General features: G+C 73.1%; 15 protein-coding genes. 11 read left to right on the plus strand and 4 right to left on the minus strand.

The window, feature by feature from the left end:
- The first annotated feature begins 16 nt into the window (after positions 1 to 16).
- The 5 genes from BLW32_RS23895 (at position 17) to otsB (ending at position 5,343) form a co-directional block, all read left to right on the plus strand.
- Positions 17 to 1,336, plus strand: a complete 1,320-nt coding sequence (locus BLW32_RS23895) for a flavin monoamine oxidase family protein (protein WP_068741443.1) — start codon at positions 17 to 19, stop codon at positions 1,334 to 1,336.
- A 139-nt stretch (positions 1,337 to 1,475) separates the two neighbouring features.
- Positions 1,476 to 2,903, plus strand: a complete 1,428-nt coding sequence (locus BLW32_RS23900; protein ID WP_068522839.1) for a threonine/serine exporter family protein — start codon at positions 1,476 to 1,478, stop codon at positions 2,901 to 2,903.
- 55 nt (positions 2,904 to 2,958) lie between these two features.
- Positions 2,959 to 3,120 (plus strand): hypothetical protein, encoded by a 162-nt coding sequence (locus BLW32_RS27830; protein ID WP_170181081.1) that lies wholly within the window; start codon positions 2,959 to 2,961, stop codon positions 3,118 to 3,120.
- A 7-nt stretch (positions 3,121 to 3,127) separates the two neighbouring features.
- A complete protein-coding gene (locus tag BLW32_RS23905; RefSeq protein WP_068522840.1) occupies positions 3,128 to 4,573 on the plus strand; it encodes an alpha,alpha-trehalose-phosphate synthase (UDP-forming) in 1,446 nt (481 codons plus the stop codon).
- Positions 4,570 to 5,343: a trehalose-phosphatase gene (otsB, locus tag BLW32_RS23910; RefSeq protein ID WP_068741442.1), complete on the plus strand. Its 774-nt coding sequence runs from the start codon at positions 4,570 to 4,572 to the stop codon at positions 5,341 to 5,343. The genes BLW32_RS23905 and otsB overlap by 4 nt, the downstream gene beginning before the upstream one ends.
- Positions 5,344 to 5,391: 48 nt before the next feature.
- Here the strand turns inward: otsB and BLW32_RS23915 are convergent, their stop codons facing one another.
- From BLW32_RS23915 to BLW32_RS23925, 3 genes are read right to left on the minus strand one after another with little or no spacing between them, the layout of a single operon-like run.
- Entirely contained in the window at positions 5,392 to 6,237 is an 846-nt protein-coding gene (locus BLW32_RS23915; protein WP_114515926.1) for a transglutaminase-like domain-containing protein, read from the minus strand.
- Positions 6,204 to 7,388, minus strand: coding sequence for a L,D-transpeptidase (locus BLW32_RS23920; protein ID WP_068522843.1), 1,185 nt, complete (start codon positions 7,386 to 7,388; stop codon positions 6,204 to 6,206). Before BLW32_RS23920 ends, BLW32_RS23915 begins: the two co-directional genes overlap by 34 nt.
- Positions 7,389 to 7,398: 10 nt before the next feature.
- A complete protein-coding gene (locus BLW32_RS23925) occupies positions 7,399 to 8,460 on the minus strand; it encodes a UDP-N-acetylmuramate dehydrogenase (RefSeq protein ID WP_068741440.1) in 1,062 nt (353 codons plus the stop codon).
- A gap of 24 nt (positions 8,461 to 8,484) precedes the next feature.
- On the opposite strand from BLW32_RS23925, the gene BLW32_RS27935 reads away from it, so the two are divergent.
- From BLW32_RS27935 to BLW32_RS23955, 6 genes are all read left to right on the plus strand, one after another.
- Positions 8,485 to 9,012 carry a DUF2505 domain-containing protein gene (locus BLW32_RS27935; protein ID WP_068522845.1) on the plus strand — a complete coding sequence of 176 codons (528 nt, stop codon included), beginning with the start codon at positions 8,485 to 8,487 and terminating at the stop codon, positions 9,010 to 9,012.
- 18 nt (positions 9,013 to 9,030) lie between these two features.
- Positions 9,031 to 9,540 (plus strand): DUF2505 domain-containing protein, encoded by a 510-nt coding sequence (locus tag BLW32_RS23935; protein ID WP_068522846.1) that lies wholly within the window; start codon positions 9,031 to 9,033, stop codon positions 9,538 to 9,540.
- A gap of 4 nt (positions 9,541 to 9,544) precedes the next feature.
- Complete coding sequence (locus BLW32_RS23940; protein WP_068741439.1) at positions 9,545 to 10,312, plus strand: methylase; 768 nt, start codon at positions 9,545 to 9,547, stop codon at positions 10,310 to 10,312.
- A gap of 126 nt (positions 10,313 to 10,438) precedes the next feature.
- Complete coding sequence (locus BLW32_RS23945; protein WP_068741662.1) at positions 10,439 to 11,245, plus strand: carbon-nitrogen hydrolase family protein; 807 nt, start codon at positions 10,439 to 10,441, stop codon at positions 11,243 to 11,245.
- Between the two features lie 17 nt (positions 11,246 to 11,262).
- A complete protein-coding gene (locus BLW32_RS23950; protein ID WP_068741438.1) occupies positions 11,263 to 12,285 on the plus strand; it encodes an LmeA family phospholipid-binding protein in 1,023 nt (340 codons plus the stop codon).
- On the plus strand, positions 12,282 to 13,589 hold the full coding sequence (locus BLW32_RS23955) for a cytochrome P450 (RefSeq protein WP_231857362.1): 1,308 nt from the start codon (positions 12,282 to 12,284) through the stop codon (positions 13,587 to 13,589). The genes BLW32_RS23950 and BLW32_RS23955 overlap by 4 nt, the downstream gene beginning before the upstream one ends.
- Positions 13,590 to 13,632: 43 nt before the next feature.
- Here BLW32_RS23955 and deoC read toward each other — a convergent pair whose 3' ends face one another.
- Positions 13,633 to 14,337, minus strand: a complete 705-nt coding sequence (gene deoC / locus BLW32_RS23960) for a deoxyribose-phosphate aldolase (protein WP_068523291.1) — start codon at positions 14,335 to 14,337, stop codon at positions 13,633 to 13,635.
- Positions 14,338 to 14,341 lie beyond the last annotated feature (4 nt).

The following is a 14,341-nucleotide window of genomic DNA, read 5'->3' on the forward strand; positions in this document are numbered from 1 at the left end:
GCGGAACGGAGACGCCATGACGAACGACCCCGAGCACACCGCCGAGGAGCGCACCGTCGTCGTGGTCGGCGCGGGCGTCGCGGGACTGCGCACCGCGCTCGGCCTGCACGACCGCGGCGTCGACGTCCTCGTGCTCGAGGCGGCACCCCGCGTCGGCGGCCGTGTCCTCACCGAGACCACCGCGCTCGGCAGCCACGTGGACCTGGGAGGGCAGTGGATCGGCGCGGGCCATCACCGGTTCACCGCGCTCGCCGCCGAGCACGGCGCGCAGGTCCACCCCATGGAGACGCCCCGGCTGCCGAGGCTCGTGGACGGCCCGCGCACCGTCGGACTCGCGAGTCCGACGTTCCTCCTCGCCGGCGCCGCGCTCGCCGCGTGGGAGGGCCTCGTCCGCCTCGGCGGCCCCCACCTCGGGCACGACGTCCTCGTCGGAGACCTGCTGCGCCGCGTCCCGGGCCGCGCCCGCCGACTCCTGCGGGTGCTGTTCGAGATCGCCTCGACCGCCGACCCGGAACGGCTCACCCTGCGCGACTTCGCCGCCACCGTCCGCACCATGGAGGGACTGACCACCGCCATGACCACGCGGGGCGGGGCGCAGGACTCCCTGGTGGTCGACGGTGCCGGCACCCTCGCGGTCCGGATGGCCGAGCGGCTCGGGGACCGCGTCCGCACGGAGCGCCCCGTGCTCGCGATCCACCGCGACGACACGGGCGCGACGGTCCACACCGCGACGGGAACCGTCCGCTGCCGCCACGTCGTGGTCACCGTTCCCCCGCCCGTCGCCGCGGCGATCGAACACCGTCCGCCCCTGCCCGCGGAGCGCTCCCGCGCCGAGCGGGGCATGTACATGGGCTCGGTCTACAAGGCCCTCGCGGTGTACGAGCGGCCCTTCTGGCGCGAGCGCGGGCACGCCGAGATGATCGCGATCGACGACCCGGGCGTGGGCGTCTTCGACACCTCGCCACCGTCGGCCGGCGGCCCCGGGCACCTCTGCCTGCTGGTCGGCGGGACCGACGCGCGCACGCTCGACGACCTGAGCCCGGCGGACCGTCGGGACGCGCTCCTCGGGCGCCTCGCGCACCACCTCGGCGAGGGCGTGCGGGCCCCGGCGAGCTGGCACGAGAAGTCCTGGCACCTCGACGAGTACGTCGGCGGCGGCTACCTCGCCTTCCCCGACCCGGCCGCGGGCGGGTTGCCCTTCCCCCTCGGCCACGCGCCCGCGGGCACCGTCCACTGGGCCGGCACCGAGACCGCCGGCGAGCACGCCGGCTACATCGAGGGCGCCCTCGAATCGGGCGAGCGGGCCGCCGCGGAGGTCCTCGCCGCGCTCGCGTGAGACGGGCGCGGGGGCGGCGCCGATCCCGACGCGAATCACAGGGCCGCGAGCGGGCCGGAACCGGGCGTGATCTGGCACAGTAACGAACCGAGGTGCGTGCCACGACACCGACGTGACAGCCCCGAGGAGGTGCCCCACCATGAAGCCCGCGTTCCGCGATCGCCTCGCGCACGCAGTCCAGGCCCTGACCGGCCGGAACGCCGCCACCGTCGACACCGCAGGAATGCCGGTACTGACGCCGCTGCAGCCCGTCGATCTCCGCGACAACGAGACCGTCGGCGAGGTCCTCGAGGTCGCGATGAAGGTCGGCGAGGTCCTCCTCGACTCGGGCACGGGCGCCGTCGACACCGAGGCGCAGGTGCGGTACGTCGCGGCCACCTACGGCATCGACGACGTGACCGTGAGCGTCACCTACAACGCGATCACCGTCTCCGTGCAGCGCGGGCGCGGCCTGCCCCCGTCGACCTACATCCGGATGGTGAGCCACCGCTCCCTCGACTACACCCGGCTCTCCCAGGTCGACACCCTGGTGCGGCGCATCGGCCGCGGCCGGATCCGCCCCGACCAGGCGCTCGCGGCCCTCGAATCGATCATGACCGCCGGGCACCCCTACCCGCGCGCGGTCGCGACGTTCGGCTGGGCCCTCATGGCCGGCGCGTTGACGCTGCTCCTCGGCGGCACGCCGGTCCTCGCGGCGGTCGCCTTCGTCAGCACCGCGATCATCTATGCGGTCAACGTGCGGCTCAGCCAGTGGGGGCTGCCCTACTTCTTCCAGCAGGTCGTGGGCGGTTTCCTCGCGACGCTGCCGGCCGCGCTGATCTACCGGCTGTCCGTCGAGTACGGGTGGGACGTGCAGCCCTATCGGGTGATCGTCGCCGGAATCATCGTGCTCATGGCCGGGCTGTCGCTCGTCGGCTCGGTCCAGGACGCCATCACCGGCGCACCCGTCACCGGCGCGGCCCGGTTCTTCGAGGTGGTCGTGTTCACGGGCGGCGTCGTGGCCGGCGTCGGCATGGCGCTGAGCGTCACCGCCCAGCTGGGCGCGACGCTGCCGCCGCTGCAGCAGCAGCCCTTCGACTACGCACCGCTGCCGATCTTCGTCGCGTCGTCGGGCGTGGCCGCCGCCGCGTTCGCGCTCGCCGGGTACGCGCAGCTCCGGGCGCTCACCGCGTCCTTCCTCGCGGGCTGCGCGGGCGCGCTCGTCGCCGGGTCCGTCCTGAACCTCGGCCTCGGGCCGATCGTCTCGTCGACGGTGGCCGCCACCGTCGTCGGACTGGCCGGCGGTCTCCTCGCCCGACGGGCCGTGGTGCCCCCGCTCATCGTCGCGGTCGCGGGCATCACGCCGCTGGTCCCCGGCCTCGCGGTGTACCGCGGCCTGTCGGAGCTGATGGAGGGGCAGACCACCTCCGCCCTGACCAACATGGCGACCGCGCTGACCGTCGGATGCGCCCTCGCCGCGGGCGTCACGCTCGGCGAATGGGTGGCCCGGACGCTGCGCCGGCCGCAGCTCCCGCCGAACCTGCGGCCCCACATCGGGGGCATCACGTTCCGCCGGGTCCGCGACTGAAACGTTTCGCGGGTAAACTGTCCTTGCTCGTCCATTCCCGAACGAAGGTGCGTTCATGCCCCCGAAGACCACGCAGGACATCAGCGAAGACGAACTCGAGCCCGTAGCGGACGAGACGGCTTACCAGGCCCAGCGGGTCGTCGCGGCGTACGCCGAGGACGCCGACGAGTGCCGGATGCTGCTGTCGATGCTCGGCATCGGCCCCAAGGAGGCGTAGCCCACCCATGACCGCTGCGGCGTTCGGAACATCTGATTTCATCGTCGTGGCGAACCGGCTTCCGGTCGACGTCGAGAAGGCCCCCGACGGGACGCTGAACTGGAAGGAATCGCCGGGCGGCCTCGTCACCGCGCTCAAACCGATCCTCAGCGCCCGCAACGGCGCGTGGGTCGGCTGGCCCGGCGCCCCCGACGTGGGCGGCGAGCCCATCGAGGGCGAGGACATGCTCCTCGTGCCGGTGAAGCTCAGCGCCCAGGAGGTCGAGGAGCACTACGAGGGCTTCTCCAACGGCAGCCTGTGGCCGCTGTACCACGACGTCATCGTCAAGCCGGAGTACCACCGCGAGTGGTGGAACACGTACGTCGAGGTCAACCGGCGGTTCGCCGAGGAGACCGCCAAGGTCGCCGCCGAGGGCGCGACCGTGTGGGTGCAGGACTACCAGCTGCAGCTGGTCCCGAAGATGCTGCGGATGCTGCGGCCCGACGTGAAGATCGGCTTCTTCCTGCACATCCCCTTCCCGCCCGTCGAGCTCTTCATGCAGATGCCGTGGCGGCGCGAGATCATCGAGGGCATCCTCGGCGCCGATCTCGTCGGCTTCCACCTGCCCGGCGGCGCCCAGAACTTCCTCTACCTCGCCAGCAAGCTGGCCGGGTACCCCACCAGCAAGAACTCGATCGGCGTGCGGTCCAAGTTCGGCGTGGTCACCGTCGGCTTCCGGTCCGTGCGGGTGGGCGCCTTCCCGATCTCGATCGAGTCCGCCGAGCTCGCGGCCACCGCGAAGCTCCCCGAGACGAAGCAGCGGGCGCGGGCGCTGCGCAAGGAGCTCGGCAACCCCGAGAAGATCCTGCTCGGCGTCGACCGGCTCGACTACACCAAGGGCATCGACGTGCGGCTGCGCGCCATCGGCGAGCTGTACGCCGAGGGGCGGCTGGACCCGGAGCGGCACGTCTTCGTGCAGCTGGCGACCCCGTCGCGCGAGCGCGTCGAGTCCTACAAGGTGATGCGCGACGACATCGAGCGCCAGGTCGGCCGCATCAACGGCGACTTCGGCCGCGTCGGCCGGCCCGTCGTGAGCTACGTGCACCGGCCCGTGCCGCGTCGCGAGCTGCTGGCCTTCTTCGCCGCCGCCGACGTCATGCTCGTGACGCCGCTGCGCGACGGCATGAACCTCGTGGCCAAGGAGTACATCGCCTGCCGCAACGACTCGACGGGCGCGCTGGTGCTCAGCGAGTTCACCGGCGCCGCCGCCGAACTCCGGCAGGCCTACCAGTGCAACCCGCACGACCTCGAGGGCGTGAAGAACGCCATCGACGAGGCCGTGCACCAGGAGCCCGAGGAGGGCAAGCGCCGCGTGCGCACCATGCGCCGCCAGGTCCTGCAGTACGACGTCGACCGCTGGGCCCGCTCCTTCCTGCAGACGCTCGCCGGCACCGTCGACGAGACGCGGGGATGAGCCTGCCCGGCTCGGTCCGCGACGCCCTCGGGCGGTTCGCCGCGCTGCCGACGGTGCTCGTGGCCACGGACTACGACGGGGTCGTCGCGCCGATCGTCGCCGACCCCGCGGCCGCGTTCCCGCTGCCGGGGACCGTCGCCGCGCTGGAGGCGCTCGCCGGGCTCCCCGGGGTGACGGTGGCGGTGGTGTCCGGCCGCGACCGCGCGACGCTGGGGCGGCTGTCCGGTGCCGGCGAGGGCGTCGTGACCGTCGGGAGCCACGGCGCGGAGTGGGCGGAGGGTTTCGAGGCCGCCCTCTCCGCGGAGCTGGTGGAACTGCGGTCGACGGTGCTCGCCGACCTCACCGCGATCGCCGAGCGCTTCCCCGGCGCGGCCGTCGAGCCGAAGCCGCTTGGCGCCGCGCTGCACGTGCGCAACGTCGTGGATCCGGCCGCGGGGCCGGTCGCGCTGGAGGAGGCCCGACGGGGCCCCGCCGCCCTGTCCGGCGTGCACGCCACGGAGGGCAAGGCCGTGCTGGAGCTGACGGTGCTCGACGCCTCCAAGGGCCGGGCGCTGCAGACGCTGCGCAAGCGCACCGGCGTCGCCGCCGTGCTGTACCTCGGCGACGACGTCACCGACGAGAAGGCCTTCGCGGTGCTCACCGGCGCCGACGACGTGTCGGTCAAGGTCGATCCGGATCCCGCCGTGGCCACCGGCGCCCGCTTCCGCGTCGACGGCCCCGCCGATGCGCGCGCGGTCTTCGAGGAACTGCTGGCGCTGCGTCGCGGCTGACTCGGGCCTGATTCGCGGCCGGCCGGGATCCGCCCGGCACGCGCCTGCTCAGGCGATGGGGATGAGCGTGCGGGGGTCGTCGGCGGGGAGGGGCGCGGCGGATTCGGCGGTCACCGTGAGGCGGTCGAAGCGGATGGAGCCGCCGTGGTTGTCGAGGAAGGCGATGTCGGCGGCGTCGCGGCCGGTGGCGATCCGCACCATCGCGGCGCGGGGGGCGAGGCCGGTCCCGTCGAGCACCCACCAGCGGCCGTCGACCATCACCTCGGCGACGGCGTGGAAGTCCATCGGGTCGCAGCCGGGCGCGAAGACCGCGCTCATCCGGGCGGGCAGCTTCAGGGCGCGGAGCAGCGCGATCGTCAGGTGCGCGTAGTCGCGGCAGACGCCGGCGGAGGCGAGCAGGGTGTCGGAGGCACCGTCGGCGGAGCGGCTGGCGCCCGGCAGGTAGTCGAGCCGGCTCGCCACGAACTCGCGCACCGCCACAGCACGTTGTGCATCGCCGGTCACGCCCGCGAACTGCTTCGCGGCGTAGCCGTAGAACCGGTCCACCTCGCAGTAGCGCGACGGTCGCAGATACACCGACCGCAGGTACTCGTCGGCCGGCTCCGGCGCGGCGAAGCCCGCGACCTGCGCGTGGTACTCCAGCAGCACGGTCCCCGCCCCGGCGTCGACGCGGTGGATCCGGCCGCCGTGCGGCCCGACGACCTCGCGGACCGGCAGCGGCGCACCGTCGAGCGTGACGGCGAGCGACTCCTGCACCTGCAGGCCCGGCACCCGGGCGACGGTGGCCTGATACTCCAGCACGGTGGGGGTGAGCACGGTGCACGCCACCCGCGCGGACATCCTCCGCGCGCCGGGGACGATCAATTCTTCGCTAGCGCCGACATCGATTGCCACGTGGGCCAGTCTAGGGTCCAGTCGTAGATGTCCCCGTCGGCCTCCGAGAGCTCGATCGACGTGCCCGTGACCTCGACCGGGTCTCCGAACAACGCGCTCTGGAAGTAGCGCTGCGCGTCCTCGAGCGAGAGGTTGATGCAGCCGTTGGTCACGTTCGAGGCGCCCTGGTTCCCGACGGTGTTCGGGTTGGCGTGGATGAACTCGCCGTTGTTGGAGATCCGCACCGCCCAGCGTTCGCGCACGTTGAAGTACCCGGCGGCGGGGTTGGACATGGCGAAGTCCTCGTGCTTCTCGCTCACCACGTGGATGCCCGAGCGCGTGACGTTGCGCGGCAGGTCGCCCTCGCCGTACGAACAGGGGAGGTCGAGGTGCACCTGGTCGCCGCGCATCACGAGGATCCGGTGCGACGGGGCCGAGGCCTTGACGATCTGCGACCGGCCGACGACGAAATCACTGGTCACGTCGCTGGCGCCGTACTGGCCGCCGCCGTGGTCGAGGCCGTAGAGCTTGGCGTTCATCGCGACCTTGGTGCCCGGCGTGAAGTACTCGCGCGGCCGCCAATGCGCGCGCGAGCCGTTGTCCTCGGGCAGCCAGGCCCACGCGCCCTCGGTGTGCGGGGTCGTGGTGACCTCGAGGGCCTTCTCGACGGCCGCCTTGTCCTCGACGGTGCCCGCGAACTTGAGGATGAGCGGCGCCGCGATGCCGACCTCGGCACCGTCGGCGATGTTGACCTGGACCGACATCGTGGCGTCGGGCGAGACCACCGCGACCTCGCCGTCGAGGCTCGACCACGTACCGCCCTCGCCGTCGGCGGCGCCGGACCAGCGGTACGTCGCGCCGAAGCCGAGGGGCTCGGCGGTCGAATAGGTCACACCGTCGGGCGACGGGGTCAGTTCGACCTTTTTGCCCGACTGCGTGTTGGTCAGTGCGACGCCCGGGCGGAAGGTGCCGCCGCGCACGCGCACGGAGACGGTGTCGCGGGGGCCGATCTTCTTCCCGGCCGCGGGCGCGTACTCGAAAGTGGGGGCATCGGCCCTGGTCTCGCCGATGCCGCCGTCACGGGTGCAGGCGGTCGCGGCGACGGCCACCGTCGCCGCGGCACCGCCGAGGAAGGCGCGCCGACGCACCGGCGCACGAAAGATGTCGAACACTGTATGAATTCTACTGGCGCAGCGGGGGAAGCTCCGCACCCACGAGCACGGGCTCGGGCCGCAGCTCGACGCCGAACCGGGCGAACACCCCATCCCGGACCTCGCCCGCGAGGTCGAGGAGTTCCGCGGTCGTGCCGGTGCCGCGGTTGGTCAGCGCGAGGGTGTGCTTCGTCGAGAGGGAGACGCCGGTGCGGCCGCCGTCGTAGCCCTTGCGGAAGCCTGCCCGCTCGATGAGCCAGCCGGCGGAGAGCTTTACCCCGTCGGGCGCGGGGTACTGCGGCGTGCTCTCCCCCGTCGCCTCCTCGATGCGCAGCACCGTCGCCGCGGCGACCGCGGCCGGCACGACGGGGTTGGTGAAGAAGGAGCCGACGCTCCAGGTGTCGTGATCGGCGGGGTCGAGGACCATGCCCTTGCCGCGGCGCAGGCCGAGAACGGCGCGGCGCGCGTCCGCGGGGTCGACGGTGCCGCCGGGCTCGACGCCGAGCGCCCGGGCGAGCTCGCCGTACCGGATCGGGGCGGAGGCACCGTCGGACAGGGCGAACCGCACCCGCAGCACGACGTCGGCGGGGCCGGAGGTGGCGTCGTGCTGCTTGAGCCGGGAGGTGCGGTACGCGAGGCCCAGCGTCTCGGGTGCGACCCACGCGGTCTCGCCGGTGGCGCGGTGGAACAGCTCGACGGCGTCGAGCCACGCGGACACCTCGACGCCGTACGCCCCGACGTTCTGCACCGGCGTCGCGCCCGCGGAGCCGGGGATGCCGGAGAGGCACTCGAGGCCGCCGAGCCCGGCGTCGACCGACGCGGCGACCACGTCGTCCCAGACCGCGCCCGCGTCGGCGGTGAGCACGGTCCCGTCGACCGAGATCGTGTCGTGCGCGAGGTGCACGACGGTCCCGTCGAAGCCCGCGTCGGCGATCACCAGGTTGGACCCGCCGCCGACCAGCAGCACCGGCTCGCCGGCGGCGTCGCAGCGCGCGACCGCCTCCGCGACCGCCGCGGCGGAATCGCAACGCAGGTAGGCGCGGGCGGGGCCGCCCAGGCGCAGCGTGGTCAACTCCGATAGCAGTTCAGGCACCCCGCAACGGTAACGTGTCCGGCTATGACCACCCGTCTCGAGCGCTCGCTCGACTACGCCACCAGTCCGGCCGCGCTGCACGCCGCGTTCACCGACGATGCGTACTGGCCCGCCCGCGTGGCCGAGGTCGGCGGCGAGGGCGCCCGCGTCGCGGAGCTGTCCATCACCGGCGAGGGCGCCGGGCGCTCCGTGCGCGTGCTCGTGGTGCACGTGATCGGCGAGGACAAGCTGCCGCCCGTCGTGACCGCGATCCGCCCCGGCGGCCTGGAGATCCACCGCGTCGAGGAGTGGGGCCCGTTCGACGGCACGCGCTGCGAGGGCCGCTTCTCCGCCGAGATCCAGGGCGTTCCCGCGCAGCTGTCCGGCACGGCAGTCCTGGAGGCGGGCCCCGGCTCGGACGGCTCGGCCGCGCGCATCACCGCGGACGGCGAGGCCAACGTGTCCATCCCGTTCGTCGCGAAGAAGGTCGAGTCGCTGGTGGTCGAGAACCTGCAGGAGCTCATGGAGAGCGAGCGGGAGTTCACCCTGCAGTGGATCGCGGAGCATCCCTGACCGGTAAGGTTCCCCCACATGGCACGACGTCTCAGCTACTCGGCGCGCTTCCCGTTCCCCGCCGACGTCTTCTACAACGCGTACTCCACCAAGGAGTACTGGACCGAGAAGATGACGGACTTCCGCAACCTGACCCCGCTGTCGGAGCTCTCCGAGTTCGACGTCGACGACGAGGGCATCACGGTCGTCCAGAAGCAGAACCTGCCGCACGAGTACCTGCCGCCGATCGCGCAGGGCGTCGTGAAGAAGGACATGATCATCACGCGCGAGGAGTTCTACGGCGCGTGGGACGGCGAGAGCTCGATCGGCGACTACAAGGCGTCGATCCCCGCGGGCCCCGGCTCGCTCAAGGGTGAGGCCTCGCTGTTCAACACCGAGACCGGCTGCACCATGCGCTACACCACCGTGGTGAAGGTCTTCGTGCCGTTCGTCGGCACCAAGCTGGAGCAGCTCATCCTCATCAACCTGGTGGATCTGTTCCGCGCCGAGGCCGAGTACCTCAAGTACTGGGTCGACAAGAACGACTGACCCCGTGCCCTCCCCCGAGGGGCGGATCACCCGCGGCACGACCGGTCTCAACCGGCTGCGCCGCAGCGATCGCTGGTCGGTGCACTCCCCGCTGGTGGCCGCGGCAGTGGCCGGGCCGTCGCCGCTCGCCGTCGACGTGGGCTACGGAGCCCGCCCGGACACCACCCTCGAATGGGCGTCCTGGCTGCGGCGCGTCGCCCCCTCCGTGCGGGTGACGGGCCTGGAGATCGACCCCGCCCGCGTCGTCCCCGGCCGCGACGGCGTGGAGTTCGCCCGCGGCGGCTTCGAGCTCGCGGGGCTGCGCCCGAACCTGGTGCGGGCCTTCAACGTGCTGCGCCAGTACGACGAGTCCGAGGTGGCCGACGCCTGGGCGACGGTGGTCTCGCGGCTCGCGCCGGGCGGTGTCTTCGTCGAGGGCACGTGCGACGAGCTGGGCCGCCGGTGCTGCTGGCTCACCCTGGACCGCTCCGGCCCGCGGACGCTCACGCTGGCCTGGCACCCCGGATACACCGGCCACCCGTCGGACCTGGCCGAGCGGCTGCCGAAGGCGCTGATCCACCACAACGTGCCCGGCGAGAAGATCCACACCCTGCTCACGCTGGCGGATCGATGTTGGGACGAGGCCGCCGGCTACGCGCCCTACGGCAACCGGATCCGCTGGCGCGCGGCGGGGATCGCGCTGGCCGAGCGCACCGGCGGCGCCGCCCGCCCGCCCCGTCGCCCGGTGCGCGACAACCTGCTCACGGTCGATTGGTCCTTCGTCGCGCCGTAGCGGCTCACGATGTCGACTTCTGGAGCGCCGGAGGTGTCCTGACGCACGTCCATGTGCCCAGAAGTCGAGATCGTGAGCGCTGAACCTTATCGAGCACGAGTCAGTAGTGTGGTGCGCATGACATCGCTGACCGTCGCGCTGGCGCAGATCGAGGCCACGACCGACCCGGCGGCCAACGCCGCGCTGGTCGAGGACGGTCTACGCCGCGCCGCGGAAGCGGGCGCGGCGCTCGCCGTCTTCCCCGAGGCCACGATGTGCCGGTTCGGGGTGGTGCTCGGCCCCGTCGCGGAGCCGCTCGACGGGCCGTGGGCGACCCGCGTCGCGGCGGCCGCGCAGGCCACCGGCGTGCACGTCGTCGCGGGTATGTTCACCCCCGCCGCCGACGGCCGCGTCCGCAACACGCTGCTGTCCGCGTCCCCCGACGGCACCCGCACCGCGTACGACAAGATCCACCTCTTCGACGCCTTCGGCTTCGCCGAGTCGCGCACCGTGGAGCCCGGGGAGCGCGCCGTCCTCGTGGACGTCGACGGGGTCACGGTCGGGCTGAGCACCTGCTACGACCTGCGCTTCCCGGCCCTCTACCAGGGGCTGGCCGACGCCGGTGCCCGCGTGATCGTCGCGCCCGCGTCGTGGGGCGACGGCCCCGGCAAGCTCGACGCCTTCACCACGCTCGCCCGCGCGCGGGCGCTCGACTCCACCACCTACGTCGTCGCCGTCGACCAGGCGCGGCCGTCCGACCCGGAGCCCGGCCCCGCGCCGCGCGGGGTGGGCGGCTCGCTCGCCGTCGGGCCCGACGGTGCGGTGCTCGCCTCCGCCGGCGACGGGCCGGAACAGATCGTCGTCGACCTGCCGCTCGGGCGCGTCGACGAGGTGCGGGCCGCGCTGCCCGTGCTCGCCAACCGCAGGGACTTCACCGTCGCCACCCAGGGATGAGGAACAATCTAACGCCGATGGACACGAACCCGAACGCCCCGCAGAACCCCGGCCCCCCGAACGGCCCGCAGGATCCGAACCTGACGCGGCCGATCTCCCCCGCCGACCGGCAGCCGCCGCAGGCCCCGCAGCAGCCGCAGGGCCCCGGCCCGCAGGACGGCCTGACCCGGCCGATCGAGTCCGCGGCGCGGCCGTCGGGCGCGCACGCGCGCCCGGAGCCGGGCCAGCAACCGCCCGTGCCGCCGGTGCCGCCCACCCAGATCCCGCCCGGCGGACCGTCGGGCCAGGGCGGTCAGGGCGGACCCGCCAAGCCCGCCAAACAGCGCTCCACGGGCAAGCTCATCGGCCTGGCCGCCGCCGGCATCGTCGCGGTCCTGGTGATCGTGCTCGTCGGCTCCGAGCTCTACATCCGCAACCACGTGCAGAACTGCCTCGCGGACAACATCAAGAAGGGCACCAGCGCCACCGACGTCAAGGTCAGCTTCGAGAAGACGCCGATGCTGATCCAGAACGCGAGCGGCAAGATCCCGTCGATCGACATCCAGGTCGACGGCATGCAGGGCACCTCCGGCCTGAACGCGCACCTCCTCCTCAAGGGCGTCGAGCCCAGCGGCGACAACAAGATCGACGACGCCACGATCCTCGGCACCTTCACGGCCGACGGCATCAAGAACAAGGTCGTCAGCTCGCAGGTCATCTCGGACCCGAAGGTCACGCTGAACACCGCCGCGAACCAGATCGAGATCAGCGGCACCGCCGTCATCCTCCCGGTCACGGTGAACCTCAAGCCGACCATCAAGGACAACAAGGTGGTGCTCACGGCGAGCAAGGCCTCGGTCTTCGGCATCGGCGTCCCCGACGACCTGGCGCAGCAGCTCATCACCGCCGTCGCGGACATCCCCACCCCGAAGGGGCTCACCGCCAGCGACCTGAAGATGACCGACGAGGGCATCTCGCTGCGCTACTCGGGCCAGAACGTCCTCCCGAAGGACATCGAGAGCGGCTCCGACGTCGGCGCCACGAGCTGCTCAGTCGTGTGAACCCGCTGAGCGCCGCCCGGGCGGACCTGCGACTGCGGGTCCGCTGGGCGGTGCTGCACGGGCTGCCGCGCTACGCCCTCCCCCGCCGCGCGGCCCGCGGCGACACCATGGCCGAGCTGCTGCTCGGCTACCGCGGCGCGCCCGGCGGCCAGTACGCGAAGCTCGACCGCATCCGCGAGCAGGGCCGGATCATCGGCAGCGAGGTCGGCGCGGCGACGGCCGACCACGCGCTCTGCCGGGCCGTGCTGCGCGACCCGCGGTTCGCCACCATCCAGCCGCGCGACTTCGGCTTCCCGCGCCCTCTCATCCCCGTTCTGGAGCGGACGGACCCGCGGCTGCCGAACCCCGTCGAGCCGCCGTCGATGCTGGTCACCGAGCCCCCGGCGCACACCGCGTACCGGCACCCGATCGCGCGGACCTTCACCCCGAAGGCGATCGCGACGCTCACCGACCGCGCGCGGACCGTCAGCGAGCGGCTCCTCGACGAGCTCGCCGAGACGCCCCACCCCGACCTCGTCACGGGCTACGCCGCCCGGCTCCCGGTGGCGATGATCGGCCGGCTGCTGGGACTGCCCGAGGCCGACGACGAGTACATGCTCGAGTGGGGCGAGGCCGCCGCGCCGCTGCTCGACACGGGCCTCGACTGGCCGGTCTACAAGCGTGCGCAGGACGCACTGCGCGGCCTCGACGACTACCTCACGGCGCACTTCGCGCGGGTCCGGGCGAATCCGGACGCCGACGATCCGTTCGCGCTCCTCGCCGCCTCGGGCGAGCTCACCGACCGCGAGCTGGTGACGAACGCGGCGCTGCTCATCGGGGCGGGCTTCGAGACGACGGTGAACCTCATCGGCAACGGCATCGTCGCGCTGCTGGAACACCCGGCGCAGCTGGAGCGGCTGCGGGCGGAGCCCGACCTGTGGCCGAACGCGGTCGAGGAGATCCTGCGCTACTCCAGCCCCGTCCAGCGCACCGCGCGCGTGGCCCGGGAGGCCGGTGAGATCGAGGGCGTCGCGTTCGCCGAGGGCACCGTCGTGTCCCTGCTGCTGGCCGGCGCGAACCGCGACCCGGCCGTCTTCGACCGGCCGCACGAGTTCGACGTCGCGCGCCCCGACGCGAAGAAGAACGTCTCCTTCGGCTACGGCATCCACGCCTGCATCGGCGCCGCGCTCGCCCGGATGGAGGGCGCCGTCGCGCTGTCCGCGCTGTTCGAGCGGTACCCCGGACTCGCGCTCGACGGGCCCGGCACGCACCGCGGCCTCGCGACGCTGTACGGCTGGGCCGCCCTGCCCGCCAAGCTGTCCTAGCCCGACGGGGCCGGGCGGCACCGTCGGACAAGGGGACCCGGCGCTACTCCGGGAAGCCGGCGAGCACCGCGCGGCTGCCGGAGAGGCCGAGGCGGCTCGCGCCCGCGTCGATCATCTCCTGCGCCGCCTCGGCGGAGCGGATGCCGCCCGAGGCCTTGACGCCGACGTCGGGCCCGACGGCCGCGCGCATGAGCGCCACCGCCTCCGCGGACGCGCCGCCCGACGGGTGGAAGCCGGTGGAGGTCTTGACGAAGGTCGCGCCGCCCTTGACGGACCGCGTGCACACCTCGGTGAGCAGGTCGGCGTCGCCGAACTCGAGCAGCGCCGCGGACTCGACGATCACCTTGAGCACGGGGTCGGCGCCGATGGCCTCGCGGACGGTGAGCACGTCGGAGAAGACGCGGTCCAGGTCGCCCGCCAGCGCGAGCCCGACGTCGATCACCATGTCGACCTCGTGCGCGCCCTCCTCGATCGCCATCCGCGCCTCGGCGGCCTTGATGAGGGTGTGGTGCTTGCCGGACGGGAAGCCCGCGACGACGCAGAGCTTGGGGGCACCCGGCCCGGCGGCCTGCGCGTCGATCGCGGCGCGCAGCGGCAGCATCGACGGGGACAGGCAGACCGCGTAGACGCCCAGGTCCAGGCCCTCGGCGTAGGCCGCGGCGGCGGCGGCCTCCGTGGCCTCGGGCTTGAGCAGCGTGTGATCGACGAGGGCGGCGACTTCGGAGCGTGTGAGCACGTCTGAGACGATACCG

Origin of the sequence: Tsukamurella tyrosinosolvens, assembly GCF_900104775.1 — a bacterium.
In the GTDB taxonomy this organism is placed as follows: Bacteria; Actinomycetota; Actinomycetes; order Mycobacteriales; family Mycobacteriaceae; genus Tsukamurella; species Tsukamurella tyrosinosolvens.

Bases quoted from the DNA above. Each gene is read 5' to 3' on its own strand.
- BLW32_RS23895 (WP_068741443.1), top strand. From the start codon at position 17: ATGACGAACGACCCCGAGCACACCGCCGAGGAGCGCACCGTCGTCGTG.
- BLW32_RS23900 (WP_068522839.1), top strand. From the start codon at position 1,476: ATGAAGCCCGCGTTCCGCGATCGCCTCGCGCACGCAGTCCAGGCCCTG.
- BLW32_RS27830 (WP_170181081.1), top strand. From the start codon at position 2,959: ATGCCCCCGAAGACCACGCAGGACATCAGCGAAGACGAACTCGAGCCC.
- BLW32_RS23905 (WP_068522840.1), top strand. From the start codon at position 3,128: ATGACCGCTGCGGCGTTCGGAACATCTGATTTCATCGTCGTGGCGAAC.
- otsB (WP_068741442.1), top strand. From the start codon at position 4,570: ATGAGCCTGCCCGGCTCGGTCCGCGACGCCCTCGGGCGGTTCGCCGCG.
- BLW32_RS27935 (WP_068522845.1), top strand. From the start codon at position 8,485: ATGACCACCCGTCTCGAGCGCTCGCTCGACTACGCCACCAGTCCGGCC.
- BLW32_RS23935 (WP_068522846.1), top strand. From the start codon at position 9,031: ATGGCACGACGTCTCAGCTACTCGGCGCGCTTCCCGTTCCCCGCCGAC.
- BLW32_RS23950 (WP_068741438.1), top strand. From the start codon at position 11,263: ATGGACACGAACCCGAACGCCCCGCAGAACCCCGGCCCCCCGAACGGC.